Genomic DNA, 24,653 nt, shown 5'->3' with positions numbered 1-24,653 from the left:
CCCGTATGCTTTCGCGTACGGGTCTTTAAGGTTGAGGGCATCCTGCCCGAACGTAACAGCGGCAGCGCTACCGCACGAGCATTCGGGCAGGATGTCCTCAACCTTTATCTTTACCGCCCCAAAGACCCCCTCCCCATGGACACCCCCGCCACCGTACAAATGCTAAACCTAAAACTCCCCACCGACCCCCGCTGGGTCAACCTGGCGGAAATGGACCTAGAAGAAATCCTTACGGACCACGCTTACTGCGAGCAGAAAGCGACAACTAGCTGTATCTCCTTGGTACAGGGCTATTCGGATTATCCCGAGATCGTCGCGCAAGTATCGCCGGTAGTGACGGAAGAATGGGGACATTTCAGAATGGTACTCCGCGAACTCGACCGCAGGGGGCTGAAGCTCGGGCGGCAGCGCAAGGACGAGTACGTCAACGGGTTGATGAAATTCATGAAAAGGAGTGAAGGCCGCGACAAAGCGCTGCTGGAAAAGCTCCTACTCTGCGCGTTGATCGAAGCGCGCAGCTGCGAACGTTTTCGGCTGCTGAGTCTGTACTGCGCTGATGTGGACTTGCGCGAATTCTACCACAAGTTTATGGTCGCCGAGGCTGGCCACTACGTGCTGTTCATTGACCTGGCGCGCAAATTTTTCGACCGCGACCTGGTCGATGCCCGGTGGGCGGAATGGCTTTCCTTCGAAAAAGACATGCTTGCGAACATGGAAGTCCGTGGGGATCGCATGCACTAAACTTTCGGTTACGCATATACAGCCCAAAAAGTAAATTACCGTGTCAACCTTCGCCGCCCGCTTTCGCCAGTACAATGATAAGCACCAGCTGTTCCGGCACTCGGATAGATTGCTGGTCGCCGTCAGCGGGGGCGTCGACAGCGTCGTACTGGCGCACCTGCTTCACGCAGAGGAATACGAGTTTGCCGTGGCCCACGTCAATTATCAGTTGCGGGGGGATGATTCCGCTGGCGACGCACGTTTCGTGGAAAAGATGGCGCGGTCGCTGGATGCCGGGTTTCACGGGATCGCGGTGGACGTTGGCGCTAACCGGAAAAGTGGCGAAAGCACGCAGATGGTCGCACGAAGAATTCGTTACAACTATTTTGATAAATTATTGGATGAGTATAAATACGACGTACTCATCACGGCTCACCACCTCGATGACCAACTGGAAACGATGATGATCAACTTCATCCGCGGTACCGGCCTGCGGGGAGTTGCGGGTATGATGCCAGATCAGCACGGGGTTTGCCGGCCGCTCCTCTCACACGAGCGACGAGAAATTGTGGAGTACGCGCGGGCGAACAGTCTTACGTGGCGAGAAGACAGTTCTAACGCCAGCGATAACTACTTACGTAACCGGGTTCGGCACCAGCTCTCACCCCTCTTGCGGGAATTGGGGCTCACGGCCGGTGCCCTGAGATCGACGAGCGATCATCTACTCACCGCGCGGCAGCTTTACGAAGACCAGCTATCAGCAATCAACCGCACTACCGTTGTGGTGAACAATGGTGGAATCAAGATCGATCTAACTCACCTGCTCAAGGGCAATTACGCCGAAACTTTCCTTTATGAATATTTACGCCCCCGCGACTTTACGGCCGAGCAAGTACGCCAGCTCCTGGCCGGGGCGGAGGGCTCTAGTCTAGAATCGGCAAACCACCGCGCTCGTAAGAAAGGTGGCGTGATTACCGTGATCTCAGTACCGGGGAATACTCCAGTTTTGGAGTCACTTGAAATCACCCGACTCCCGTTTTCCTTCCAAACCAGGCAGGGGCAGTTCACCATCCAACTTACCGAGCGGCCGGCTTCGCTCGTCGCAGAAAATATTCAGTACCTCACCAGTAGAATCTTACCGGACGCAGCGGCCGGTGCTACCCCACCCTCCCTGCACCTGCGGCCGCGCAAAAATGGCGACCGGCTGCAACCACTCGGCATGGGTGGGAAATCTAAGAAAGTACAGGATCTACTGACGGACCTGAAAATACCCAGAGAAGACCGGGAGCAATTATACTTGCTGGTGGATGAAGCGGACATTGTGCTCGCCATCCCGGGTGTAATGATCACGGAACTCGCCAAAGTGACGCCGGATGATCGAACCGTCCTCAAGATCATACTGACGAAGAACGGTCAGGTCTAGTTCGTAAACAGTTGACCACCGTCGTAACGGTTTTGGTTTACTGGCAGGTTTATGAAATCTAGCGTACCCGGCTTGACGGCGATAGAAAATGAATAAGTATTTCGTTGCGGTGCCCAGTTGAACCGCATTTCCCAGCAGTGGAGGTCGCGCACAAAACTTAGGTATGGGTACGTGATGCGCTTATCGGTAAAGCTGTAGCCGATCGACCCGATGTTGATGCTCCAGTTGTTCGTCAGCTGCAGGGCGCCCCGCAATTCAATCGAGTTAGCTACCGTACGGAATTCTTGCCGCCCCCGGTCCGCAGTCGTCGGGTTCTCCGTATCGAATACCCGCTCGAATCGAAAATTATAATTGTGGCGGATGCTGAAGCGCTCGAAAAGGCTGAGGATATCAGTTTCCTCGAAGATCGTATTTTCTTCCTCCCGCCGCTTGCGTCGTTCTTCCGCCAAGTCGGTCACTACTTCTTCTTCCGCACCCTGAAACAACTCCCGAATCTTTGCTACCGTGATGTTAGTAGAAATCGTGGAATTCAGCCGCGTCAGCCCAACAGGAAACCGCCCCTCACTAAAGTTGGTCACGTCGACGCGGCGGAAATTTTTTGACTCGGGATCGTAACGTGTTACGTAAGGGTCAAAAATCGCGTTCACGTTGACCCGGGTAACACCCTTAAAAAACTGGGTGCCGCCGGACACGGTGATCGGGCTCCACTGTAAACTCGTCTTCGTGAAATCGTAGGAGCCCCGCACGCCGATGTTCTGGAACAACTTGACGTTATTCGAGGTGCTGTCCTTCTTGTTCCAGACTTTAGCTTCGAATAGGTTAGCGATTGAGTAACCAAGGCCGAGGCTCTGTTCCTGTCGCGGCGGGGCACCGAAGATCTGGTTGGCGAACGGAGAGAGATAAGCCTCGTCGGATCCATTAAGGGGGTCGATCTCGCTGGTAGGAATGTAGTACGGCACGTCGCTGATGTAGTCCCGCGCATTCTGATAGTTCGGGTTGTAACCGAGGTTAATACTCGGTTTCATGACGTGGCGGAGCCCCTGTAAACCGAATAGGCCCCGTCGCTTGAATTTAACTTTACCAAAAAATTGGGTACTCACCGATACCCCCGCCGAGAAAGTTCTGAAGCTAGCTAGCCCGGGGTTCAGGTCGTTAATGATGGTGCCCAGACTGGTCGTATCGATCGTCAATTCGCCGGTTTCGGGGTCAATTATTTCGTTAGTGACGACCTTATCGTCTAGCCGGTAGTTCCTGGATTTCCCATAGTAAACTTCACTGAAATTGACGTTAGGGCTCAGGTTGAAATACTTCAGCACATTAAAGGAAAGTCCGGATTCTACACTGTGCCGGAAGCCGTACTGTCCGTCGTCGAGCGTTTGGTTGCTAAAAAACGTGGAGTCCGGTGCGGTGAACTCGGTGCGCAGTGCGCTTCGGTAGCGCATGCTCAGTTTCTTGTACCAGGCGGATTGCTTGCCGGGAAGGTCCCGCAGGGGGTAGATCGTTTGGGTCTGGAAAGCCGCGTCGGGGAAGTTGACGGTGATGCTCCGCCGCTGGTTGGACTGGCTGTGGTTGAGGCCCGCCGTCAGGGTTGACTTTAGCTTGGGGAAGGTCTTGGTAATATTCATGCTCGAACGGATCACGTTCTGGCTAGCCACCTCGTAGGAGTTGATGAAGCGCTGATCGACGAGGTTGGTCTGGAAGTTGAGCGAGCCACCGAAGTTGAACGTTGGGTGGGCGCGCTGGTCCTGGCGGTGGCTCCAGGCGATGGAAAAGCCCTTGTCAAAAAGTTCCCGTAATTCCTGGTCCTCCCGGCGCAGACTTTTGAAACTAGCGTTAAAATTTCCACTGTATTTGTAGCGCCGCCGGTAACTCACGCTCGTGTTGACCGTGTAGGTCCCTTTGATGTAGTAGTCCGCCGTCGCCTGCAAATTAACGTGCTCGCCGATGGGGAAGAACCAGCCGATGCCCTGCAGGCCGAAACCCCACTGGGGGCTGTACTGATAGTCGGACGGAAAGAGTAAACCCGTGCTGCGTCCGCTACTAATGGGAAAAAAACCGAAGGGTAGCCACAGCGGTGTCGGCACGCCCATAATCTCCAGGTTACTCGCCCCGAAGATGGCGAGTTTGCCGGGGATGATCTTCGCCCGGTTCGTGTGGATACCGAAGTGAGGGTGCTCGGCGGAGCAGGTAGAAAAGACCGCGCCTTCGGTGTAAATGACGTCGGCGCGCGTCGAGTCGTCGATCTGTACCGCGTCGCTGACGAATTTGGACTTTGCTCCGCGGATGTAAATATCTTCCTGCACGGAAGTCGTGCCGTAAATAATTCCCTTACCACTCTTGAAATTATAACGCATTTCCTTAGCGGTCAGCGTCTGTTCTTCGTCGGTGAATTCGGGGAAGCCGGCGGGTTGGCCGACGCTGTCCGGGAGCGGCTCGGCGAAAACGATGTTGGTGCCGTAGTTGAGCACGATGTGGTTTGCCTTCAGGTTGATCGCTTCGTACTTGACCGTTGCGTCGCCATACAAATGAATTTCTTCGCTGAGGAAGTCGACCATCATACTGTCTTCGGCGGCGTACTCTACGATGGCGGTCAGGCTATCCGGGCTCAAGATGAAATCGCGGGTGGAGCCAGAATAAGCGGGGGGCGGCAGTGAATCTTGCGCGGTCGCGGGTGCCAAGGAATTGGGATAAATAGCCGAGTTATTGGGGATCGTATCCGGGTTATAAACGTCGACCGGGGAAGCCACTTTACTCCGCTCCTCCACCTGACCTTGCACCGGCGTCCGCGCCCCAAATACCACGATTAGCAGTAACGTGGAGTAGACAAATACCCGCCCCGCAAAAATATCGGGTGCGAATGAATATATTTGTCTCACTAAACAACACACGCGGGCCCACCTCCGGCCCGGCATTATTACTGACTTTGATGGGTGATTTACTGGCACTTATAATGTTGATCTGCTCCTTTACGTATTCACCGTTAGTGACGGCGACGAACCCCGCTGCGTCGCCCACCAAAGAGGCCTTTAACACCACCTTAAGGCATACGTGCGGCAAAAGTACGCCGCGCCCCGCTAACGGCGTCCGGACGCTCGTGATCGATGCCGGCCACGGTGGGCGTGACCCCGGCGGACAGGGCCGCAACTGCAACGAGAAGGATATTGCCCTGAACGTAGCCCGCCTTTTGGGTAGTGCCGTGCGGGCCAATTTCCCCAACGTGAGGGTCGTGCTTACGCGGGAGGATGACACGTTCGTGCCACTACTGGCTAGAGCCAAAATTGCCAATGATCTGCAAGCAGATCTATTCATCTCCATTCACGCCAACATCGCCGATAGCCGCGGCGTCAGTGGCACTGAAACGTTCGTGATGGGTAACCACGTCGCCGGCTATAATCTGGAAGTCGCCAAACGGGAGAACGGGGCCATGCGCTTCGAGACCGCCGACGGCTCCCTACCGGATTTCGATCCGCGGAGCGACGCCGGGCACATCCTCCACCGCGCGCAGCAGGGTGCGAATCAGGAGCACAGTATTGCGTTCGCCGGCGCGGTGGAAAATTCTTTTCGCCGTGCCGGGCGACGGAGCCGCGGGGTCAAGCAGGCCGGCTTCATCGTCCTGAAGGCCACCACGATGCCCGCTGTTTTGGTGGAACTGGGCTTTATGTCCAACGGCCCCGAAGAAAACTACCTCACCAGCGGTACCGGGCAACGGGCACTAGCCGGTGCCCTGCTCAACGCATTCACCACTTACCACGCGCAAATGGGTGGTGGCGTAAGGGAACACACTGCGAAGCGAATAATTAATCCGCAAGCTGCACCCGTTACTAACCACCAGTGGAAAGCCGACGGGGTCGATGATAATGTGCTAACGTACGTCGATGCCCCCCAGGCCGATAAAGTGAAGAAAAGAGTAGCCGCCGGTCCGGCTGCGAGTGAACTCACGATTGGTCTGCAGTTAGCGGCTACCACCAAGCCGATCGGCCTCCCGGCGGAGTGGGATAACCTAGCCTACCCGGTTACGGAGCATTTTGACGGAAAAATATACCGCTACCAAATTCGTGGCTTTCGGAATGGCCGGGAGGTACGGGCCCAGGCCACCAAGTGTAAAGCCGGTGGTATTTCCTGCGTGATTGTCGCGTACGACGGGAAGCAGCAACTCTTTGGTCGGGCACTTACCGCCGCACTGAAAGCTAAGTAACCGAATCAACCGCCGAGAATCGTTTTATCGAACGGATTAAGGCCGACGCCCTGGACCTGCGCTTCCGCCTCGATGCGAAACTCCGACGAAGCGTTGCGCGACTGTTTTGCGACCCAGGCTAAGCCTTTAAACAAGAAGTTCTTGTTTCCGAACGCTTCTACGGGAGACGAAACGGTTTCGTAGGCGAGGCTAAAGGCAACGCTAACGGGAACACCTTCCCCGGGCACCATGATGGGCTGGCGTAGAACCACCGAACCGAGCTGGTACTCGTCGACGCGAATATCTTCGTCCCGCCCCCGCGTATACTTCTCGATGATTGTCAGCTTGATGGCACTGACGGACTGTGGGCTCTTGCTGGTCAGGCGTACGGTGCCGGTTACTAAGCCCTGGTCGGCGGAGAATTCCGGGGGGACTTTGAGCTCCAATTTTACGCCTTCGATACCCAACCATTGTTTCATCTTTCCGATCATGCCAGCAAGTTAATACGCCCCGCTAAGTAGCGGGCGTTATAAATCGATAAACGCGACAAAGTAACCGACGGTTGGTTACCTTACCCCAAGGAATTACGTTTTTTGCGTAGTTCCACGCCGCTCTCCCAAAGCTTAGTACCATGCAACTGATTGACAACGAACAGGTCCGTAACCTCGGCAATTTTGAATTACTGGCCCAGCAAGTGGTGGAAGGCTTCATCATCGGCCTGCACAAGAGCCCTTTTCACGGTTTCAGCGTCGAGTTTGCTGAGCACCGGATCTACAACCAGGGGGAGCCGATGAAGAACATCGACTGGAAAGTATTCGCCCGCACGAATAAGATGTACACGAAACGGTACGAGGAAGAGACGAACTTACGCTGCCAAATCGTAATCGATACGAGTTCGTCTATGTACTTTCCGGAGGTTACCCAAACGTCAGACAACCACGTTAACAAGCTTCGTTTCAGTGCGCTAGCCGCGGCGAGTTTGATGAACCTATTAAAGAAGCAGCGCGATGCTTTTGGCCTGAGCCTTTTTGACGAGGCCGTTGGCATCCACACGCGTCCGAAATCCAGTACCACGCACTACCGCCTGCTCCTAACGTACTTACAACAGCTCGTCGAAAACCCCACGCGGAAAGTAAAGACGGCCACGGCGACGGCCCTGCACCAAATTGCCGATAGTATCCACCGCCGGTCCCTGGTCGTCATCTTCAGTGATATGTTTGACGAAACGGAGCGTGAAGAGGATCTCTTTGCCGCGCTACAGCACCTGAAACACGCTAAACACGAAGTTATTCTTTTCCACACGGTGGACAAAGGGAAAGAAATCGACTTTGAGTTCGAGAACCGTCCTTACGAATTTATCGATATGGAGTCGGGCGAGAGCGTGAAATTGCAACCTAACCAGGTCAAAGAATACTACGTGGAGCAGGTGACGGCTTACCAGGAACGGCTGCGGATGAAGTGCTTGCAGTACGGGGTGGATTACGTGGAGGCGGATATTAATGCTGGGTTTCGGACGGTTTTGCAGCAGTATTTGGTTAAACGGAATCGGATGGGGTGATAGGCGGTAGGCTGGTAGGCTGGTAGGCAGTAGGCAGTAGGCTGGTAGGCGGTAGTGTTGCCCGTGGCTGAACAATACCGGTTTGAATCGTTGTAGTGGTATGGAGCACGAATTGACGGATCAGGAGATCGACCGAGTTATCGAGATGGCGTGGGAGGACCGGACGCCTTTCTCGGCGATTGAGTTTCAATTCGGGCTGACGGAGGCGGACGTCATTAGGCTGATGAAGCGGGAGCTTAAGTTAAATAGCTGGAAACGCTGGCGGGCGCGGGTGCAGGGGCGGGCGACTAAGCACCGGTCTCTGCGGCAGACTGGGGTGGAGCGGTTTAAGAGTAAGGCGCAGAAGCAGATTACTTACAATAAGATAAGTAAGAAGAGATATTGAGGTTGAAGTCGGTTCTACCTTTCTGAAGTCACTACTCAGGGTAAGCGGTAGTTTTCCAGGCAGCAGCACGCTGATCTTTTGTATTGGTTGGTGAATGGAGCTAAATACACTGCTTCAATCAAAACTCCTGTGCACCAGCGGCCGCGCCTCCGCGATCTTTAGTGGATTTTGCTTACCCCCAGATCGCGAACACCACGTAAATTCCAAAAAATACAACCCACGTCCCCTGGTAAAATCTGGCGATAGACTTTTGCTCCTTTAAGTTGAGTAGTTGCGTATTGATGGCAAAGCCTACGAGCAGAACCATCAGGCTAATCCCCAGTCCCACCCAACCAATAATTAAAGAATAGATACTGGCGGCGAGTAAAGTGCCCGCGAGTAATATCGCACCAGTTCGGTAAACCCATTCCGGCGAACGCAGCAAGGTCAACGTTTTAATACCAAACGCCTCATCCCCCTCCGTATCCGGCAGATCTTTGAACCAAGCGATGATCACACCGAACACAAATATAATGGCCGTCAGCAGCCAGACCTCGCCCGTTATCGCCGGTAATACCTCCGCGCCGCCACTCAACTCATGAGCAAAGTGGAGGTAAAGCACCAGGTTGATGATCAAACCGCGCACGACTATGATGCAGAAAGCCGCCCAAAAGTGGTAGCGTTTAAGGCGCATCGGTTCGGCGCTGTAGGCCGTTCCCAGGGCGATGCTCGCTAAAACCGTCAGCGGCAGAAATGGACGGTAAACGAAGCAACCTACCACGGCCAGCAAACCACACGCGCCCACGATCAACCGTCCGGTACGGATAGAATAAGCGCCACTCGCCAGCGGTAAATAAGGTTTGTTGATGCGGTCTATCTCAACGTCCGTCAACTGATTAAGGCCGGTGATGTAAACATTTGCGGCAAGGCACACGAAGAGACTGACCGCGAAGACGAACCAGTCGTGCTGGCCCGTGACGCGGCTGGCAATCAGGTACAGCGTCAGTAGCGACAGGGTCGTCCCGATCAGCGTGTGTGCCCGTCCGAAACGAAGGAAAGTGATCATTGCGCTGGCTTTGTGCCGCGGATCATTCCGTACCGAATCGCGCCGGTCCGGAACCCTTCCTTCATGTACTTCATGGCCCAGGCTCCCTTGATGGTGCTTTTCCCGGCCTTGATTAGTCCCGGCCAATTACGGGGGTCCAATCCGCTACTGATAACGGCACCCCAGAAGGGCTCGACTGCTTTTGACCAGTCGTCGGTGGCGACGTTGTTGAAGCCAGCCGCCGTAGCGGCTCCCCCCATGTCCTTAATACTTACCATCGGTGGTAAGTGGTAGAGATCGCAGATGCTTTGCAGCACCTTTTGATCCGCCGTCGAAAGTGCCGGCGGTGTCTCCCGGTGGCACCAGGTGGCCATCAGTAGTTGACCGCCCGGCCGTAGCAATTTATGGAACAAATCCATTAACCCCCGCTTATCCGCCATGTGCTCGGCGGACTCCATGCTCCAGATGATGTCGAACTGCCCCTCCTGGACGGGGTCCAAAGTATAAAGGTCCTGCGCGCGAATTTCCAAGCGCTCGGCCACACCGGCTTCGCGGTTGTACCGCATCCCGTTCTCCGCCTGCACGGGACTTAAGGTTACGCCGAGTCCAGTCGCCTTCGGAAATCGCTTGGCTAGGTAGCGACTACTCCCGCCCACGCCACAGCCCGCATCCAAAAATCTATCTACCGACGCAGGTGCTTGCGCCCACTCCAGCAAAGCTTCGATCATGTCGACCTGGGCCTGTTTGTGCTCGGTCTTCCGCTCTCCGTTCGGGCCGTAGTAGCCGTGGTGCATTTGCTCACCCCAGGTGTTTAGCCAGAGGGGGGTGGAGGCGTCGTAGAAGTCTTTTATTTTTTGGTTGAGGCTCATTGGGTATTGATAGTTTGGTATTTGCAGTGGGTAAATGACCCTCTCCCTCTTATCCCTCCCCAGCGGGGAGGGACGATTCATTGTCGGAGTGGATGATGACTTAAATAGTTAGGACTAGTTGACTGCATTAAGTACTTGGACAGTATTATTTTGACATTTTGACGAGCGAAGCGAGCTGCCTTTGCTCCCCTCTGCCTTCGGAGAGGGGTTGGGGGAGAGGGTTACAGAATGTTCGTTTAATATTGTCCAGATACTTACGAGGTCAATAAAATAATCGATCCTTTTCCACACTACCTCCTACCGAATAAATTTTTTAGGGCAAACGCACTAAAATAATTATTACCCTCAAATAGGTGACAATCACGTAAAACAAACGCAGTGAGTTGCTCAATGCGGTAGCTAAATAAAGAATCAAATGTCAAGCGCACGAAGTACAGCGCAGCAAATCGCCCACCAGAAAACGCAGCTTACACAATTTGGAGCGTTCGCCCTGAATAGCGTTTCTCCCCTCTCCTCTTCTGGAGAGGGGTCGGGGGAGAAGGTTACCGGTTAAAGACCAACAATCTCGAAAACACCTACCGCCGGAACAACCGGTGCAACACCCATGCCCCGGCCGCCACGCCGAGTCCAATCAGAACAACCTTCTGCTCGTCGTTCAACGGTTCCGGCTCGGCGTCGATACCCCGCAACGGTGCGGATACGGAAGCTAGTAATGCCATCGGAATGAAGATGAAGCCGGCCGTAGAACCAAGTAGGACACGACCCGCCAACAACAGATTGCGACCGAGATCAAAACCCTCGGGGTTCGCGTCAACCAAGCTCTGTTCGGGAGCGACCGGGCGGTAGGTCGACGGGGATTTTCCAGCCTTGGGCTTCTGACCGATGATGGCGATGCCGTACCGCTCGTTCTCCTGCCAGTGCGGTGCTACGTAGGTATGCTGGACATTCTCGAAGCCCGCTTCCTCGTAGTAGGCATGGTAATCTTCTTCCGGCGGAAAGAGCATCCACGTATTAGCGGCAAATTTACTGATGGGGTTAACGGGCTCGATGGGGCCGATCAGCAACGCCCAACCGCCGGGCTTGATAACGCGGTAGGATTCGTTGACGCCCAATTGGGGGTCGGGCCAGTACTCGATGGAACCGGCGGAAACGTAGCGGTCGAACGTATCGTCGGCGAAAGGAATGTTTTCCGCATCGCCTTCCCGAAAGGTACATTCGCGTAGCTCCGGCTTGACTTTTGCGTGGCCCATTTGGTGGGGGCTCTGGTCAACGCAGGTAACGTTGCCGGCGGGGACGCGCTGAACGATGCCTTCGGTCGTAAAACCGGTGCCGGAACCCACGTCGATCACCTTTAGATTCTCCCCATCCTCCCAGTGGCCGATGTCGAGTGACTTATCACGCATTCGGGCCGTCCAGAAAAGGGGGTTAACGAGTTTGTCGTAAAAAATGGACAAGTAGCGGTAAAACCAGTAGGCTTCCTGCTTGTGTTGCATCAGGCGCATGGACGATAGAATTTTGGGAGATTGGGGGGTAAAATAGCAAAAGCCCCGAAAGGGTTTCGGAGCTTTTGCCAATTTATCGAGAACTGGTGCGGTAAGCAAGGCTTACGTTACCTCAAAGCTATTCAGGAATCTTGGTCGGGTCGAGCAAGTCGTAGAACTCGTTCAACTTTGGCAGCAAGATAATCCGCGTGCGGCGGTTAGTGGATTTTCCCTCGGCGGTAGCATTGCTAGCGAGGGTGTTGTACTGACCACGACCGGCCGCGATGAGGCGGTTAGGATCGATACCGTAGGTTTCCTGTAGTGCTTTTACGACGGAGGTAGACCGGAGAACGGAAAGGTCCCAGTTGTCCTTAACACAGGCGCTGTTGATGGGGTCGTTGTCGGTGTAGCCTTCTACCATGAGCTCCAGATTCGGACGGCTCTTAGCGATGGTTGCGATCTTCTGCAGTACTTCGCCAGCGCGGTCGGTGATCTGGTAGCTACCGGACTTGTAGAGCATCTTGTCAGACAAGTTGATGTACACGACGGTCTTGTCGACCTTGATGTCGACGTCAGCATCATCGATGCCGTCGCGGAGGACCTGCTTGAGGTTAACGGCCAGTGCTAGGTTGATGGAGTCGGCCTTCGACTTAGCGTTTTGGAGCAGACGGATGTACTTGTCCTTTCCTTCGAGCTGCTTGAGCGTATTGCCAATGTTGTTGTTAGCGCCCTGGCTGAGTACGGTAAGGTCACCGACGGCCTGCACGGATTGGTCGCGCTGCTTCTTCAGATCCTGGATTTGCTCCTCACGGATTTGAACCTGGGTTTGCACGTTATCTACCCGGCCCTGGAGGGAAGCCTCGCGGCGTTCACAGTCGGCTAGGCGCTCGGCGTAGCGGTTGAGCTCCAGGTCGCGTTTGGAAATTTCTTCTTGCTTGGTGTCCAGATCGGTCTGGAGCATGTCGTACTTTTTCTTACTGATACAGGAGGAAAAAGAAAGGACCGTAGCGAGGCCCAGGAGGATTAATTTCTGCATTTGTGTGTTGGTTAAAATGAGTGGTGTGGCTCAATTGCCTGAGCTCACCTGGCATAAACGACGGCCGCGTTGGCATGTTCGGTGTCCGCGGATTTGCTTTGTTAAGGGATGCTTAAAAATTAAGATATGATGGTGGTGCTTTGACGCACGTAAACTCGGCACGCGTAAGCGTTCGTAACCACTCGGCACCCGCGGCCGCGCATACTCATTTTAAACCCCCGTTAACTTATCTTTGCGGTTCTTAAATTCTACACATGGGATGGTTTAAACGCCTTACGAGCGGTATTCAAACGGCGACGCGGAACAAAAAGGACACGCCCCAGGGCTTGTGGTACAAGTGCCCGCGCTGCACGGAGACCTCGACGATGAAGGACGTTCGCGAAAATTTTTCTAAGTGCCCCAGTTGCCAGTACCACGAGCGGATTGGCTCGGAGGAGTACTTCGAAATCATTTTCGACGGTCAGTTCGAAGAATTCATGAAAGACACGGAATCGGTCGACATGCTCGATTTTGCGGACCTCAAGTCTTACAAATCACGACTGGCCGAAGCGAAGGACAAAACGGGGTTGACGGACGCCATCCGGGTCGCCCGGGGTAAAGTCAATCGTCGGCAAATGATTATCGCCTGTATGGATTTTAGTTTCATCGGTGGTTCGATGGGCAGCGTCGTCGGCGACAAGATTGCCTTCGCCATCGACGAAGCCCGCAGGACCCGGACGCCCCTGTTAATTATCTCCAAAACCGGTGGTGCCCGCATGATGGAAGCTGCCTTCAGCCTGATGCAAATGGCCAAAACCAGCGTTAAGCTTAGTCAACTGGCGAAGGATGGCATCCCCTACTTTAGCCTCATGACCGACCCGACCACCGGCGGCGTCACCGCCAGCTACGCAATGCTGGGCGACATAAATTTTGCCGAGCCCGAAGCACTAATTGCTTTTGCCGGCCCCCGGGTCGTGAAGGAGACCATCAAAAAAGAACTCCCGGTCGGTTTTCAAACCTCAGAATTTCTGATGGAACATGGCTTTCTAGATTTTATCGTCGACCGCGCCGATCTTAAAGAGAGACTCAGCGACCTTCTGCACCTTTTCGACGCAACCGGCAAAAATGCCTAGGCACTTACTGGGCATCCTGGTCTGCTTCGCGCTCGCCAACGTAGGTAATTATGCGACTGGGGTTTGGCTCAGTGCTGAGCTCATGGACGCAGACGGTGAATACAAAATTTCCGACGGCTCTACCCTGCTCACCAGCCAGTACCATCAGTTATTCGCCCACGAAGAACCCGCTCACGACGCGGTGCAGCGCCTGTTAAAATTCTACGACTACCTGAGCGAAGGCGGGAAAACGACTTACGTACGCTGGAAAGCGGATCGGACCCAAGCGGACCTTCCGGATAGCTACCTGGCCCTGGCGTTGCGTTCCGCCGAGGCGACGAATTCGGTTCGGTATTTGTCTTTGCTGCTGTTGGCACTCCTGTCGCTGGCGATTTATGGTCGGGCCTTTGCGCCACGTTCTTACCTGACTCCGCTGCTTTGTTTAACGGTTGTGCTGGCGACGGCAAGCCTGTTCGGCGGTCTTCAGGCCACCCTGTTTACGGCCACCGTTGCCGGAGGTTTTATCCTGTATTTCGGCGGATTACGCTTGTTCTTACCCATTTACCTAACGGAATGGTCGCTGATGATCCGACCAGCACTGGTACCCTGCCTTTTCCTGCTGGCGGTAATGGCCTGGCGTGGCCACGAGTTGGTGGATTACTGGTTCTGGACGAGCGGCCCGTTCCGATTGTGCCTATTTTTCGTGATTTTCTTTGCCGGGCATCTTCACCTGAGCGCTGTCGACCGATCGCTGAAGTCCGCTAAAATGGGCCGGACGGAACGGGTGTTTGCCCTGGGTTTTCCAATCGGATTTACCCTTCTTGCTGGCGGACTTTTCCTCGGTTTATACGGCGCGGACGCGGGTGCGGGGTTAGTACAATTGAACCAAGAACTACTCGTTTTCTCCCGGGAAAGCGTAACCGCACTCAACCCCGAAGCTCCCTTTACGTTGTTTTTTGCCGGGGCGATGATTTTAATCCTGAGTGGTGTTGGCTACTACATTCAGCGTATCACCCACTAATCATCAACCACCATGAAAATTTTAATAGCAGGTGTATTCTTATGCCTCGTCACGAGCCAATTAATCGCTCAAAATAACCCACCGAATATGGATTCCGTTTCTTACGCCCTCGGCGTAGTACTCTCCCAAAACCTAAAACAACAAGGCTTCGACAGCATCGACTCCGGCGAATTCGCCAAGGGCTTCGATGAAGGCATCGCCGGCACCAACGCCATCGACCCCAATCAAGCCAACAGCATCATTCAAGACTACATGAAAAACAAGCAAGAAGAAGGCAGCAAAGAACTCCGCAAGGATGGTGAAGATTTTCTCGCCGAAAACGCCAAGCGCTCGGAAGTAAAAGTGACCGACTCAGGCTTGCAGTACGAGATCCTGAAAGAAGGAACCGGCGGCAGCCCCTCCGCCACCGAAACCGTGGAGGTACACTACCACGGCACCCTCATCGACGGTACGGTCTTCGACAGTTCCGTCGAGCGCGGCCAGACGATCGAGTTCCCCCTCAACCGCGTCATTCCGGGATGGACCGAAGGCGTTCAACTGATGAAGGAAGGCGCGAAGTACCGCTTCTTCATTCCTTACGACCTCGCGTACGGGCCCCAGGGTTCCGCACCGAAAATTCCGCCCTACGCGGCGTTGATCTTTGACGTCGAGCTTTTTGACGTCAAGTAAATTGGCCGCTCCCAAGCTTAGGTAAAATTAAAAAGCCCGATTTCCAAGTTACTGGAAATCGGGCTTTTAGTGTGGTCACGTCGGTGGCCGAAGCTATCCAGGCTAAATCGAGGCAACGGGTCCGGCGACGACAACCGTTTCCGCGGGGCCCATGTAGTCGAGGATGACGCCATCCAGGGCACCGGCGAAGTAAGCGAAGGCGAGAAACATGGAAAGCGTGATCAAAGCGGTCAACATGCGCGCATTTCTGCGGTGCCGGCGGTCATTTTTTTCAGTTAAGTAAGTCATTAGTAAAGTTTGATTGTTAAAAAGACGGTATCGAGTGTAGGCGGATTCGGTTGGTCTTAATAATGAGAGAACGGACCAACCGCCGCATTTAATTGTGTAATTCACCCCAAAGTAAGTAAATAAATTATTAATATGCTTAATGAAGAAATGTTTTTAGCTGTGCGTGAAGAAGTTACGCAGGCTAAAGCCATCCTGGTGGCCATCACGAAGCAGCGCCCGATTGCGGATATTCGCCGAATGTATGAGCTCGGCCAGCGGGACTTCGGGGAGAATCGAGTACCCGAACTAATAGAAAAACGGGAAGCTTTGCCAAACGACATTCGCTGGCATTTCGTGGGTCATTTGCAGCGTAACAAAGTCAGTGGCATTACTCCGTTCATTCACCTCATTCACGCCGGGGATTCACCCCGCCTAATCCGGCAAATCAACAAAGATGCGGCCAAAGACGGCCGGATCGTTCCCGTTCTCCTACAGTACCACATCGCCGACGAAGCCAGTAAATACGGGCTCGACCCCGCGCACCCAGCGGCAGTCTTAAGCGAACTTAATTTAAAAGAACTACCGAACGTACTAATTTCCGGAGTAATGGGCATGGCTACTTACACGGACGTCGACGAGCAAATCGCCGGAGAATTTAATGCCCTGCACGAAGCTTTTACCTTTCTTAAGAACAAGCATTTCTCCGAGCAAAAAGACTTCGCTACGCTCAGCATGGGTATGTCGGGAGATTATCCCATCGCCCTCCAACGTGGCAGCACGATGGTGCGCGTTGGTAGTCTGCTTTTCAATTGAGGCATTCGAAATAGCTATTTTGAGCGTACCCCCGTAATACGCCCAAATTCAATAAAGAAATAAAAAGCACCACTTAGGTCGACGGTCTTAATTCTTCCAAAAATCAGTTTGCCCGGGCTATTTGAAATACATTCGCAATGGTCCAGTGCGACCAGGCATTACGCTATTCCGTCAGGCGGCACGCTCACCGGCAACAATTTCCGCACCGGCCTCCAACATTTCGGCCACTGCTTCATCGACGTCCCCCGCCACTAAATCCACCCCACGGCACGCATCTGCGAGGAGGCTTACGTTGAATCCCTCCCCAATTGCATCCAGGACCGTAAATTTTACGCAGTAGTCGGTAGCGACGCCCAGCACGTGGACGGTATCGACGCCGCGCTGCCGCAGCCACTCCGCCAGGCCGGTACTCTTCCGATGCCCATTATCGAAAAAGCCGCTGTAGCTGTCGATTTCGGGATCAGTACCCTTCCGGAAGATTTCGGTGATCAATTCGGTTTCTAAACTCGCGACGAACTCTGCACCCCAGGTGTGCTGCACGCAGTGAATCGGCCAGAGCACCTGCGACAGTCCGTTCAGATCAATCACCTGCCCCGGTCGGCGCCACGGGTGGTTTGCGGCAAAACTACCGTGGGTCGCGGGGTGCCAGTCTTGCGTCGCGACGACCGTTCGGTAGTTTCTGCCGTACGCATTTGCCAGGGGAATAACTCGGTCCGCTTCGACAACCGGCAACATGCCCGTAGGCATAAAGTCAACCTGCAGGTCAACCCAGATCAGCGCAACGTTGTCTGAAAACATAGTTAGCTTATTTTTTAAGCAAAGATACGGTGACTGGGGTGCCGTCACAAAGAGTGCCACCGCATTAACAGGGCAACGCATCAAAATTGATTTGTCAGCAGATTATTTATTTGCTCTTTAAACGAGCGCAGTGAACTGTCATGTGCGGTAGCAAACGGCCGGAGGCAGCAGCGCAGCTAATCGCATATCAAGAATGCAGCTTACGCAGTTTGCTGCGTTTGCCCTAACCGCGTTACCTCTCCCCTATTCTTCCAACAAGGCAATTACTTCCGACCAAACGGCGTCGGCCACTTCGGCTACGGTGCCGGCGGCGTTAACCGGGCGGATGCGTTCCCCCTCCCCGAAGTGCTGAAAAGCGAGGTGAAATCCTTCCCTGACCTGCACCAGCTTTTCCCTGTTCTCGTAGATTTCAGCTTGCTCCCCCCGCCCGCTTATCCGGGCCAAGCTTTCCTCGGGCGTGAGGTCGAGAAATAAAGTCAGGTCGGCCGGCAGCGTGCGTTTGGCCATCATGTTTAGGGAGGCAATCCAGTTGGGGTCGGCCAGCTCTGACTGGTACGCCAAACTAGAAAAGTAATAGCGGCTCGAGATGACGTGGTAGCCCGCCGCCAACTTGGCCAGGATGCCCTCTTCGGGGTGAAACAGGTGTTCCAACCGGTCGGCGGCGTACAGCGCGGCGATGGTTCGGTTGTCGGCGCTAACCTCCCCCCGCATGATGGACCGCAGGAACTTCCCCGTGGGCAGTTCGGTCGGTTCCGCCGTGACGTAGCATGCCTGCCCGAGTCCCTGCAACTGGTCCTTCAGCAAGTCTAATTGCGTTGTTTTTCCGCTACCGTCGAGTCCCTCGACGACGATGAATAAGGGTCTGCTCATGTAAATTATATTTAATCTCGCGGCGCAAATTTCTCCCGCCCGCTCCGGTCCACCACCGTCGAACTAGCCTGCTGGGTACCCTGGAGCACGACGTCCATAATGTTGACGTGGGCGGGCTGGTTGAGCATGAACCGGACGGCTTCGGCCACGTCGCACGAACGAAGTGGCTGGTAACCCTCGTAAATCTGCGCCCGTTCCTCATTACCGTCGAATCTCACGACGGCAAATTCCGTTTCCTCCACGTGTGCCGGGCAAATCTGACCGACCCTGATGCCGTGCTCGACCAAATCCAACCGCATGGCGTAGGTCAGCGCGTCAACGGCGTGCTTGGTGGCGCAGTACACGTTGCCTTTAGGGTACACTTCCTTACCCGCCGTGCTGCAAACGTTGACGATCGTGCCCGTTTTGCGCGCGACCATCAGCGGTGATATTTCTCGCGTCAGCGTCAGTAATCCCTTCAGGTTAACGTCGATCATCTCGTCCCAGTGGTCATAATCACCCCGGTCGATGGGGTCGAATCCTTTCGCTTTCCCGGCGTTGTTGAGGAGGATATCGATCTTTTTCCAGGGGTCCGGGAGATTTGCGATCGCCGACTTGACGGTGGCGCGGTCACGCACGTCCGCGGCGATGGTGAGGCAATCGATACCGAAATTAGCGATGAATTCTTTGCGCAGCGATTGCAGCCGTTCTTCCCTACGCGCCAGCAGTATCATGTCGTAACCATCCGCGGCGAGTGCGTAAGCCGTGGCACGGCCGATGCCGGAAGTGGCGCCGGAGATGAACGCAATTTTGCCTTTCCCCGGCTTTTGCGTAGGTTTTGATGTGTCCAAAGCAGTTTGCGCGGTCGCGGGTGCCGGGTTTTTTGGATTTGAGACGGGTTGATTAGCAGGTTCGGTCGGGCTGACTACGGCGGGATTATTCCTGCTGGCCAACGCAGTCTGTAGCTCTTCGATTCTCGCCTGCATCCGACGTAGCGCCTTCTCTTCGCGGGCGGAAGTATCCGCTTTGGCCTGCATAATTTGCGCGAAGGCGGCCTTGTTGGTATCCGTAGCGTAGGCTGGCTCCAGGTGGATCGCAGTGCGGTAAAAATTACGGGCGGCGGCAAGTTTTCCTTTTCCGTGGGTGAGGACGGCGAGGGCGTAATACGCCGCCGCGTGGTCCGGGCTGACGTCGACCGCCCGTTTGAGCCACTTGATGGCTTTCTTGTCGCGGCCGAGGTGCTTGTGTAGCAGCATTGCGTACCGGTAGCGAGCATCCCCGTTGGCCGGCTCATCCCGCGAGGCCCGGCGGAGGTAAGTCAGTGCTTCGCCCGCGCGGGCCGGAAAGCGTTCGCTGATGAGCGTCCCTAGTCGGTAATTTAAATCCGGGTAGAGCGGATCGACTTCGCTGAGTTGTATCCAGTCGAGGTTAGCACCGTCGTAATCTCCCGCGAGAACGGATAACTCTCCGCTCAGGAAGAGGGCCGCGGCGTGATCGTGAAATTCGTCGAGCAGCTTATGGATTTCCAGCAGCGCGACTTCCGGCACTTCGGTGTCTAAGGCGAGCATGAGGGCGTAATTGTACGCCAGGTCCGGGTGGTCGGGCAAAGCTTCTTTTCCCCCGGCCAGTAGCTCCAGCCCGGTTTCCGCCGCGCCCTCGTCGTAGAGCGACCAGGCGCGGGTGATCCACGCCGCAGCTTCCGCATCCGCGTCGACTACTTCGGTATCTAATTTATCCTGTACGGTGGATTGATTAGCTTTTGTTGGGGGCGCTAGCTCAGTTTCGTCCCAACTTTCGGTTTCTCTGACCAGGTCGTCGATCAACTCCAGCCGGGTGGTATTTTGCTCTTCTTCCCGGTCCTCAATGGGGCCTGTTTCTCTAAACAACTCTGCACCTGCGGCCGCGCCCGTCTTTTCCAAACCACTTTGCGAACCGATCAGGCCCACACCAGGAATGTTTGCCAGCAACGCGTTTCGTCCCTCACCAAAATCACGGTGAACGTCGGGGGCGGCGAGTACCCCGAAAAGCACTGCGTAATCGTTCCGTTCCAGTGCCGCTAAGTCGGTGCGGGGGATCGCCGCAAGCCGGGGCAAAACGGCGGCAATCTGTTCCCGCACGTCCCCCACCCGGTCGATGTACCTACGGAATGCGTCGTTTTGTTCTACGTTAACGTTCTCCGTCAGTTCCAGTAACGATTGATGTTTAGTGTTCCAGTAGGTGATGAATTTATCCTGACTGGCTAGGTCCGTCAGGTCGACGCCAACACTGATGATTTCTTCCCGGGTTTCGTCGTAGCGCTGGGTCTCGACGTACACGAAGAGCACATTTTGGCGGCCCAGCAGCGCCGTACCCACCCGGAACAAACAGTTCTCATCCTGCAAAAAATGCTCGCTAACCAGCACGACCAGGGTTCCGTCGTACTCACCTAAGGTACTGGCAAGCGTCGACTGACCGGTCCCGGCCTCGACGCCGTAAAAATCTACGTTGACGTGGCTAGCAATATCTTCGGCTATTTGTTGGGCAACCGGTTGGTCATCGAAGGCGTAGGCAAGGGCAATTGAGCGCATGACGTAAGGTAAAAAGGTTAGCTGTAATATGGCGTGACGGCGAAGTGCGAACTAGAACGGCAGGTGGTCGACGTCCACATTTCCTCCCGTCAGAATGATACCGACGTTAAGCCCGGCGAAAAGTTCAGGATAGCGCAACACGGCCGCGAAGGGTACCGCGCAGCTCGGCTCGATGATGATTTTCATGCGTTCCCACACGTGGCGCATCGCGGCGATGATTTCTTCCTCCGACACCACCAGGATCTTGGGTACGTACCGGTGAATTACCGAGAATGTTTTGTCACCCAGGTTAGTCCGTAGGCCGTCGGCGACCGTGCGGTTATCCACGTTTTCCTCGATGCGGCCACTCACGAGCGACCGTGCCGCGTCGTCCACGTTACGCGGCTCCGCACCCCACACCGTTGCCTCCATGCTAAAATACCTCGCGGCCAGCGCCGATCCGGCCAGCAAGCCACCGCCCCCAACCGGGGTAAGGATCAGGTTGAGGACCCGTTTGGTGTCGTTGATGAGCTCCAGCGCCGCGGTAGCCTGACCGGCCACCACGCCCCAGTCGTTGAACGGGTGGATGAAGGCCGCGCCGGTCTTCACGACGATCTTGTCGAGGGCCGCCTGCCGCTCCGCTGGCGTATTGTTGCAGAACGAAACCGTAGCACCGTAGTCCTGGACCGCCGCAATTTTGACTTTTGGCGCGTCGTGGGGCATCACGATGTAGGCCGGAACGCCCAATTTTTGTGCCGTCCGCGCCACCGCCTGGGCGTGGTTGCCTGAGCTGTGGGTAGCCAGGCCATTACTTCGTTCCTCCGCCGAAAAGCGCAGCGCCGCCGAGGCGGCTCCGCGCATTTTGAAGGCGCCGATTTTCTGAAAATTCTCGCATTTAAAGAATAATTGGCACCCGGCTAACTCGTCCAGCCCGGTACACGTCAGCACCGGCGTGCGGTGGATGAACGGCTGAATGGCTTCGTGCGTCAGCAAAAGGTCGGCCTGGTTGGGGGCTTGCAGCAAAGGGCTCAGTTCGGTCATGCGACAAAGCTAAGAAATCATCGTAATTCCGGTCTACTGAACCCACGCATACCGGTCATTACGAATATTTTCTGAGGCCAGCCCTACGTGCCCCGTTGGCTACCCGAAACCGCCGTGATATACGTGCTAACAATCTCCCATCACGACAACCGCCCCGAACGTCACGCGTGGACATTCGGGGCGGCCGACGGGGGTTGACGTGGCGGCTACCGAAGCTTGACCAACTGGCCGTTAACCTCCTCGAGGATAAAGGCACCGTCGTAACCCATGGAGCGGGCACTCGCCTTGATGCGCTGCGCGTCAGCAACGGAAGTGATGCCGCCAACCATGAAGAGGGTCAGGTTGCCCCGCATCTTCGTTTCTACGCTACCCAGGCTGGCAGCTTTTGCGCGATTGAAGTTTTGGGGTTGACCGAATGCACCCAACTGGACCTTATACCGACCACTGGTCGAAGATTGAGTTGTGGAAGCGTTAGTCGCCGGGGGTGCGTAGTCAGGCCCGGTCGAGCCCGACGTAGCGGCGCCGGAATCACTGACGACAAACGCACCAGTGTAACCCGCATTGAGGGCATTTTTGGCCGCCGATTCAGCTTCGGCACGCGTGCCGAAGACACCCAGGCGCACCTTGTAGGCGGAACCGGTATTGACTTCGTACACCCGACCAAAATTATTGAGATTTCCGTAGCGACTTAGGTCAGGCCGGGCGCGTACGCTGGCTACTTGGACGCTATAACCCGACGTGGTGTTTGCCGGAGTAGCTTCACCCGCATTCGTTGGTGTGGTCGTGGTCGTTGGCACCGTAGTGGTTGGCTGGCTAACCGTGGCGGTTACGGACTGGCCGGGTAACAGCGTTACGGTACCGAGCAGGTTACGGTCGCTACCGTCCCGATTGATGATGGGGAAACCGACGCTGGTGAAACCGTCCGCGCTAATTTGCAAGTCGTAAGTCGTGCTCGGTTCCAGCGCGAGAATGTAGGCTCCGTCAACGTTGGTGTAGACGTTGGCCGACGCGCCCGAATTACGCTGGGTCAGTTTGATGTTGGCCATGGGGATCGGGTAACCCGATTGCGCGTTCACAACCATGCCGCGGTAAGTGCCCGGAGGCGTTGGTCCGCCTGGGACGGGCGTATCGGTATCGGGGCCGGAAAAGCCGCCAGTGATTATCTCCGAATCAGTGGGCTCGAGCGCAATACGTACTTCATTGTCCGTTCCGACCTGCATGTTCTTGATCGGCAAACGAACGGGCGTGTACCCTTGCTTACTGATGACAACCTCACAATCCAGACCGTCGATTCCTTCGAACACGTACTTTCCGTTCTCATCCGTCGCGTACACTTGTCCGCCGCAGGCGGTAAAGTCGATGGCTACGTTCGCTAGGTAGCTACCGTCCCGCGATGACTGCACGAGCAGGCGTTTGCTGTCTGACTTGCGGGCGATGCGGTAAACATCCTCCATACCACTCCCACCGATGCGGTTAGACGTTACGTAACCGGTTGCGCTGACGGGGTCGTAGACGAAACCGAGATCGTCCCGGTCCGAGTTAATCCCGGCCCCCATGTGAAAGAGCGCGGTGGGGCGACCCGCGGAGACTTCCGCGCGAAATACGTCGTAAGTACCCAGGCCGTGGTGCCAGTTAGACGAGAAGAATAGTGAGGCACCATCGAAAGACGGGGTTATTTCGTGGCCACTCGTATTGACGACGGTGCCGAGGTTTTCCGGCACGGACTCCCAGCTTTCTCCCTGGCGGCGCACGCGGTAAATATCGTAACCCCCGTACCCCTGGGGGCGGTCGGAAGAGAAGTAGATGCTGTTACCGTCGGCGCCAAAAGATCCGAAGCCACTGCTAAAGTCGGTGCCGTTGAAGGGCAAAGGTCGTGCGTTGCTCCATCCACCCTGGTCGTTTACGTCGGCGATCATGAGGGTCATATTGATCCCGGCTTCGGGAATCATCCGGGTGCCGGCGATGAAATTATTGCGGGTAAAGACTACCTCACGGCCGTCGGGGGTATAACTCACCGGGCCGATGTTGCCGCTGGGGTCGTTGTATCCGGTAACGAGCGCGAACGCCCGGGTCAAAGCGCCGTCGGGGCCGATGGAGGCTACGTACGGGGAGTTCTTTGCGCGGCCGTCGAAGGCCGTTCCGGCCGGGGTCCGGGCGGAATTGAAGACCAACTGCTGGGGGGAAGGCATGGTAGCACCAAAATCGCTCGTCGGCGAATTAACGGCTACGGACTGGTTGGTAAAGCCAGCGTCTACCCCCGACTGCGCTTTGGCAAAATCACAACTCTGGGCGTAGTGATTACCGACCACTACGTCGTAATCACGTGCGTAGAGTAAATACCACTGCTTTGCTTCGTCGTAGCGGGAGAGCGCCTTCAGCACGTGGGCGTGTTCGAGGACGGTGTTGGCTTCCACTTTCTTGTCGCGGACGGCTTGTTGGTAATAATCGTGGGCCGTTTGCATTTGGTTGAGCATCCGGTAGGAGTCGGCGATGCGGCTGAGGGACTCTAAGTCACTCGGTCGCCGTGCCAGTGCCTTTTTGTAGTTCTCGATGGCGAGATTAAAGGCCTTTAGTTCGTATTCCTTACTAGCGGTGTTTCGTTCCCGGCGGAATTGGGCGGCCAGTGGCAGTGAAGTGGCGATCAAGCACAGAAAAAATAGTGTGGATAGAATATGCTTCATAGTGTGGTTGTGTGAGTTGTTACTGGCGCACGTAGCGGGAATGGACGGAAGGTCGTGCGCTTGGGGGTAACGTGCAATTTTAAAGGTATGTTGGGTTTGCGGTAGTAAGCCAAGGGGGTCGTCAGGGCGGTAGACGTTCAACCAATAAACTGCCTGGCCGCCGCCCGGTCCGGTCGCGAAATTAACCCTCCGGGATATTTTCGCCCA

The 24,653-nt window shown here is 55.4% G+C and carries 21 protein-coding genes; 9 read left to right on the top strand and 12 right to left on the bottom strand.

All coding sequences use genetic code 11. The features are described from left to right. Positions 1-135 precede the first annotated feature (135 nt). Positions 136-741 carry a tRNA-(ms[2]io[6]A)-hydroxylase gene (gene miaE, locus GGR27_RS01105; protein WP_209037844.1) on the top strand — a complete coding sequence of 202 codons (606 nt, stop codon included), beginning with the start codon at positions 136-138 and terminating at the stop codon, positions 739-741. A 40-nt stretch (positions 742-781) separates the two neighbouring features. Next, a complete protein-coding gene (gene tilS, locus GGR27_RS01100; protein ID WP_168035554.1) occupies positions 782-2,143 on the top strand; it encodes a tRNA lysidine(34) synthetase TilS in 1,362 nt (453 codons plus the stop codon). On the opposite strand, the gene GGR27_RS01095 is transcribed toward tilS, so the two are convergent. Further along, positions 2,140-5,019: a putative LPS assembly protein LptD gene (locus GGR27_RS01095; protein ID WP_168035553.1), complete on the bottom strand. Its 2,880-nt coding sequence runs from the start codon at positions 5,017-5,019 to the stop codon at positions 2,140-2,142. The two genes, tilS and GGR27_RS01095, sit on opposite strands and share 4 nt — an antisense overlap. Here GGR27_RS01095 and GGR27_RS01090 point away from each other — a divergent pair. Then, positions 5,001-6,338: an N-acetylmuramoyl-L-alanine amidase family protein gene (locus GGR27_RS01090; RefSeq protein ID WP_168035552.1), complete on the top strand. Its 1,338-nt coding sequence runs from the start codon at positions 5,001-5,003 to the stop codon at positions 6,336-6,338. The two genes, GGR27_RS01095 and GGR27_RS01090, sit on opposite strands and share 19 nt — an antisense overlap. Before the next feature lie 5 nt (positions 6,339-6,343). Here the strand turns inward: GGR27_RS01090 and GGR27_RS01085 are convergent, their stop codons facing one another. Next, complete coding sequence (locus tag GGR27_RS01085; protein ID WP_245184354.1) at positions 6,344-6,808, bottom strand: DUF4139 domain-containing protein; 465 nt, start codon at positions 6,806-6,808, stop codon at positions 6,344-6,346. Positions 6,809-6,948: 140 nt separating this feature from the next. On the opposite strand from GGR27_RS01085, the gene GGR27_RS01080 reads away from it, so the two are divergent. Together GGR27_RS01080 and GGR27_RS01075 are read left to right on the top strand one after the other, a co-directional pair. Then, the gene (locus GGR27_RS01080; protein WP_168035551.1) at positions 6,949-7,875 is read left to right on the top strand and encodes a DUF58 domain-containing protein; all 927 of its coding nucleotides are present in this window, start codon (positions 6,949-6,951) and stop codon (positions 7,873-7,875) included. 100 nt (positions 7,876-7,975) lie between these two features. Further along, on the top strand, positions 7,976-8,260 hold the full coding sequence (locus GGR27_RS01075; protein WP_168035550.1) for a TIGR03643 family protein: 285 nt from the start codon (positions 7,976-7,978) through the stop codon (positions 8,258-8,260). A 172-nt stretch (positions 8,261-8,432) separates the two neighbouring features. Here the strand turns inward: GGR27_RS01075 and GGR27_RS01070 are convergent, their stop codons facing one another. The 4 genes from GGR27_RS01070 to GGR27_RS01055 form a co-directional block, all read right to left on the bottom strand. Beyond that, positions 8,433-9,305 (bottom strand): homogentisate phytyltransferase, encoded by an 873-nt coding sequence (locus GGR27_RS01070; protein WP_168035549.1) that lies wholly within the window; start codon positions 9,303-9,305, stop codon positions 8,433-8,435. Then, on the bottom strand, positions 9,302-10,153 hold the full coding sequence (locus GGR27_RS01065) for a methyltransferase domain-containing protein (RefSeq protein ID WP_168035548.1): 852 nt from the start codon (positions 10,151-10,153) through the stop codon (positions 9,302-9,304). Before GGR27_RS01065 ends, GGR27_RS01070 begins: the two co-directional genes overlap by 4 nt. A 575-nt stretch (positions 10,154-10,728) precedes the next feature. Next, positions 10,729-11,655 carry a methyltransferase domain-containing protein gene (locus GGR27_RS01060; RefSeq protein WP_168035547.1) on the bottom strand — a complete coding sequence of 309 codons (927 nt, stop codon included), beginning with the start codon at positions 11,653-11,655 and terminating at the stop codon, positions 10,729-10,731. Positions 11,656-11,773: 118 nt separating this feature from the next. Continuing rightward, entirely contained in the window at positions 11,774-12,670 is an 897-nt protein-coding gene (locus GGR27_RS01055) for an OmpA/MotB family protein (RefSeq protein WP_168035546.1), read from the bottom strand. A 254-nt stretch (positions 12,671-12,924) separates the two neighbouring features. Here GGR27_RS01055 and accD point away from each other — a divergent pair, with 254 nt between their 5' ends. The 3 genes from accD to GGR27_RS01040 are packed head-to-tail and all read left to right on the top strand — an operon-like array spanning position 12,925 to position 15,451. Further along, complete coding sequence (accD, locus tag GGR27_RS01050) at positions 12,925-13,782, top strand: acetyl-CoA carboxylase, carboxyltransferase subunit beta (RefSeq protein ID WP_168035545.1); 858 nt, start codon at positions 12,925-12,927, stop codon at positions 13,780-13,782. Further along, positions 13,775-14,782: a hypothetical protein gene (locus tag GGR27_RS01045; protein ID WP_168035544.1), complete on the top strand. Its 1,008-nt coding sequence runs from the start codon at positions 13,775-13,777 to the stop codon at positions 14,780-14,782. Before accD ends, GGR27_RS01045 begins: the two co-directional genes overlap by 8 nt. 12 nt (positions 14,783-14,794) lie before the next feature. Continuing rightward, the gene (locus tag GGR27_RS01040) at positions 14,795-15,451 is read left to right on the top strand and encodes an FKBP-type peptidyl-prolyl cis-trans isomerase (RefSeq protein WP_209037843.1); all 657 of its coding nucleotides are present in this window, start codon (positions 14,795-14,797) and stop codon (positions 15,449-15,451) included. Between the two features lie 102 nt (positions 15,452-15,553). Here the strand turns inward: GGR27_RS01040 and GGR27_RS01035 are convergent, their stop codons facing one another. Continuing rightward, positions 15,554-15,739, bottom strand: coding sequence for a hypothetical protein (locus GGR27_RS01035; protein WP_168035543.1), 186 nt, complete (start codon positions 15,737-15,739; stop codon positions 15,554-15,556). Between the two features lie 132 nt (positions 15,740-15,871). Between GGR27_RS01035 and GGR27_RS01030 the strand changes: the two genes are divergently transcribed. Then, entirely contained in the window at positions 15,872-16,531 is a 660-nt protein-coding gene (locus GGR27_RS01030; RefSeq protein WP_168035542.1) for a YggS family pyridoxal phosphate-dependent enzyme, read from the top strand. A 171-nt stretch (positions 16,532-16,702) separates the two neighbouring features. Here the strand turns inward: GGR27_RS01030 and pncA are convergent, their stop codons facing one another. The 5 genes from pncA to GGR27_RS01005 all read right to left on the bottom strand — a co-directional run bounded on the left by pncA (position 16,703) and on the right by GGR27_RS01005 (position 24,446). Next, positions 16,703-17,329, bottom strand: a complete 627-nt coding sequence (gene pncA, locus GGR27_RS01025) for a bifunctional nicotinamidase/pyrazinamidase (RefSeq protein WP_168035541.1) — start codon at positions 17,327-17,329, stop codon at positions 16,703-16,705. A 243-nt stretch (positions 17,330-17,572) separates the two neighbouring features. Further along, positions 17,573-18,199: a dTMP kinase gene (gene tmk / locus GGR27_RS01020; protein ID WP_168035540.1), complete on the bottom strand. Its 627-nt coding sequence runs from the start codon at positions 18,197-18,199 to the stop codon at positions 17,573-17,575. Between the two features lie 11 nt (positions 18,200-18,210). Next, positions 18,211-20,745 carry an SDR family NAD(P)-dependent oxidoreductase gene (locus tag GGR27_RS01015; RefSeq protein WP_168035539.1) on the bottom strand — a complete coding sequence of 845 codons (2,535 nt, stop codon included), beginning with the start codon at positions 20,743-20,745 and terminating at the stop codon, positions 18,211-18,213. A gap of 51 nt (positions 20,746-20,796) precedes the next feature. Next, positions 20,797-21,765: a threonine/serine dehydratase gene (locus GGR27_RS01010; protein WP_168035538.1), complete on the bottom strand. Its 969-nt coding sequence runs from the start codon at positions 21,763-21,765 to the stop codon at positions 20,797-20,799. A 206-nt stretch (positions 21,766-21,971) separates the two neighbouring features. Then, entirely contained in the window at positions 21,972-24,446 is a 2,475-nt protein-coding gene (locus GGR27_RS01005) for a carboxypeptidase regulatory-like domain-containing protein (RefSeq protein WP_168035537.1), read from the bottom strand. Positions 24,447-24,653: the final 207 nt, after the last annotated feature.

It is taken from the genome of Neolewinella antarctica (genome assembly GCF_011927835.1).
Taxonomy (GTDB): Bacteria; Bacteroidota; Bacteroidia; order Chitinophagales; family Saprospiraceae; genus Neolewinella; species Neolewinella antarctica.
The sequence above is the reverse complement of the archived record's forward strand: the minus strand, read 5'-3'. Positions and strand labels throughout refer to the sequence as shown.

Excerpts from the sequence above, each read along its gene's own strand:
- GGR27_RS01015 (WP_168035539.1), bottom strand. The coding sequence starts at position 20,745 with ATGCGCTCAATTGCCCTTGCCTACGCCTTCGATGACCAACCGGTTGCC.
- GGR27_RS01005 (WP_168035537.1), bottom strand. The coding sequence starts at position 24,446 with ATGAAGCATATTCTATCCACACTATTTTTTCTGTGCTTGATCGCCACT.
- GGR27_RS01040 (WP_209037843.1), top strand. The coding sequence starts at position 14,795 with ATGAAAATTTTAATAGCAGGTGTATTCTTATGCCTCGTCACGAGCCAA.
- GGR27_RS01075 (WP_168035550.1), top strand. The coding sequence starts at position 7,976 with ATGGAGCACGAATTGACGGATCAGGAGATCGACCGAGTTATCGAGATG.
- GGR27_RS01010 (WP_168035538.1), bottom strand. The coding sequence starts at position 21,765 with ATGACCGAACTGAGCCCTTTGCTGCAAGCCCCCAACCAGGCCGACCTT.
- GGR27_RS01055 (WP_168035546.1), bottom strand. The coding sequence starts at position 12,670 with ATGCAGAAATTAATCCTCCTGGGCCTCGCTACGGTCCTTTCTTTTTCC.
- GGR27_RS01065 (WP_168035548.1), bottom strand. The coding sequence starts at position 10,153 with ATGAGCCTCAACCAAAAAATAAAAGACTTCTACGACGCCTCCACCCCC.
- tmk (WP_168035540.1), bottom strand. The coding sequence starts at position 18,199 with ATGAGCAGACCCTTATTCATCGTCGTCGAGGGACTCGACGGTAGCGGA.
- pncA (WP_168035541.1), bottom strand. The coding sequence starts at position 17,329 with ATGTTTTCAGACAACGTTGCGCTGATCTGGGTTGACCTGCAGGTTGAC.
- GGR27_RS01030 (WP_168035542.1), top strand. The coding sequence starts at position 15,872 with ATGCTTAATGAAGAAATGTTTTTAGCTGTGCGTGAAGAAGTTACGCAG.
- accD (WP_168035545.1), top strand. The coding sequence starts at position 12,925 with ATGGGATGGTTTAAACGCCTTACGAGCGGTATTCAAACGGCGACGCGG.
- GGR27_RS01045 (WP_168035544.1), top strand. The coding sequence starts at position 13,775 with ATGCCTAGGCACTTACTGGGCATCCTGGTCTGCTTCGCGCTCGCCAAC.
- miaE (WP_209037844.1), top strand. The coding sequence starts at position 136 with ATGGACACCCCCGCCACCGTACAAATGCTAAACCTAAAACTCCCCACC.
- GGR27_RS01035 (WP_168035543.1), bottom strand. The coding sequence starts at position 15,739 with ATGACTTACTTAACTGAAAAAAATGACCGCCGGCACCGCAGAAATGCG.
- GGR27_RS01085 (WP_245184354.1), bottom strand. The coding sequence starts at position 6,808 with ATGATCGGAAAGATGAAACAATGGTTGGGTATCGAAGGCGTAAAATTG.
- GGR27_RS01060 (WP_168035547.1), bottom strand. The coding sequence starts at position 11,655 with ATGCGCCTGATGCAACACAAGCAGGAAGCCTACTGGTTTTACCGCTAC.
- GGR27_RS01070 (WP_168035549.1), bottom strand. The coding sequence starts at position 9,305 with ATGATCACTTTCCTTCGTTTCGGACGGGCACACACGCTGATCGGGACG.
- GGR27_RS01080 (WP_168035551.1), top strand. The coding sequence starts at position 6,949 with ATGCAACTGATTGACAACGAACAGGTCCGTAACCTCGGCAATTTTGAA.
- GGR27_RS01090 (WP_168035552.1), top strand. The coding sequence starts at position 5,001 with ATGAATATATTTGTCTCACTAAACAACACACGCGGGCCCACCTCCGGC.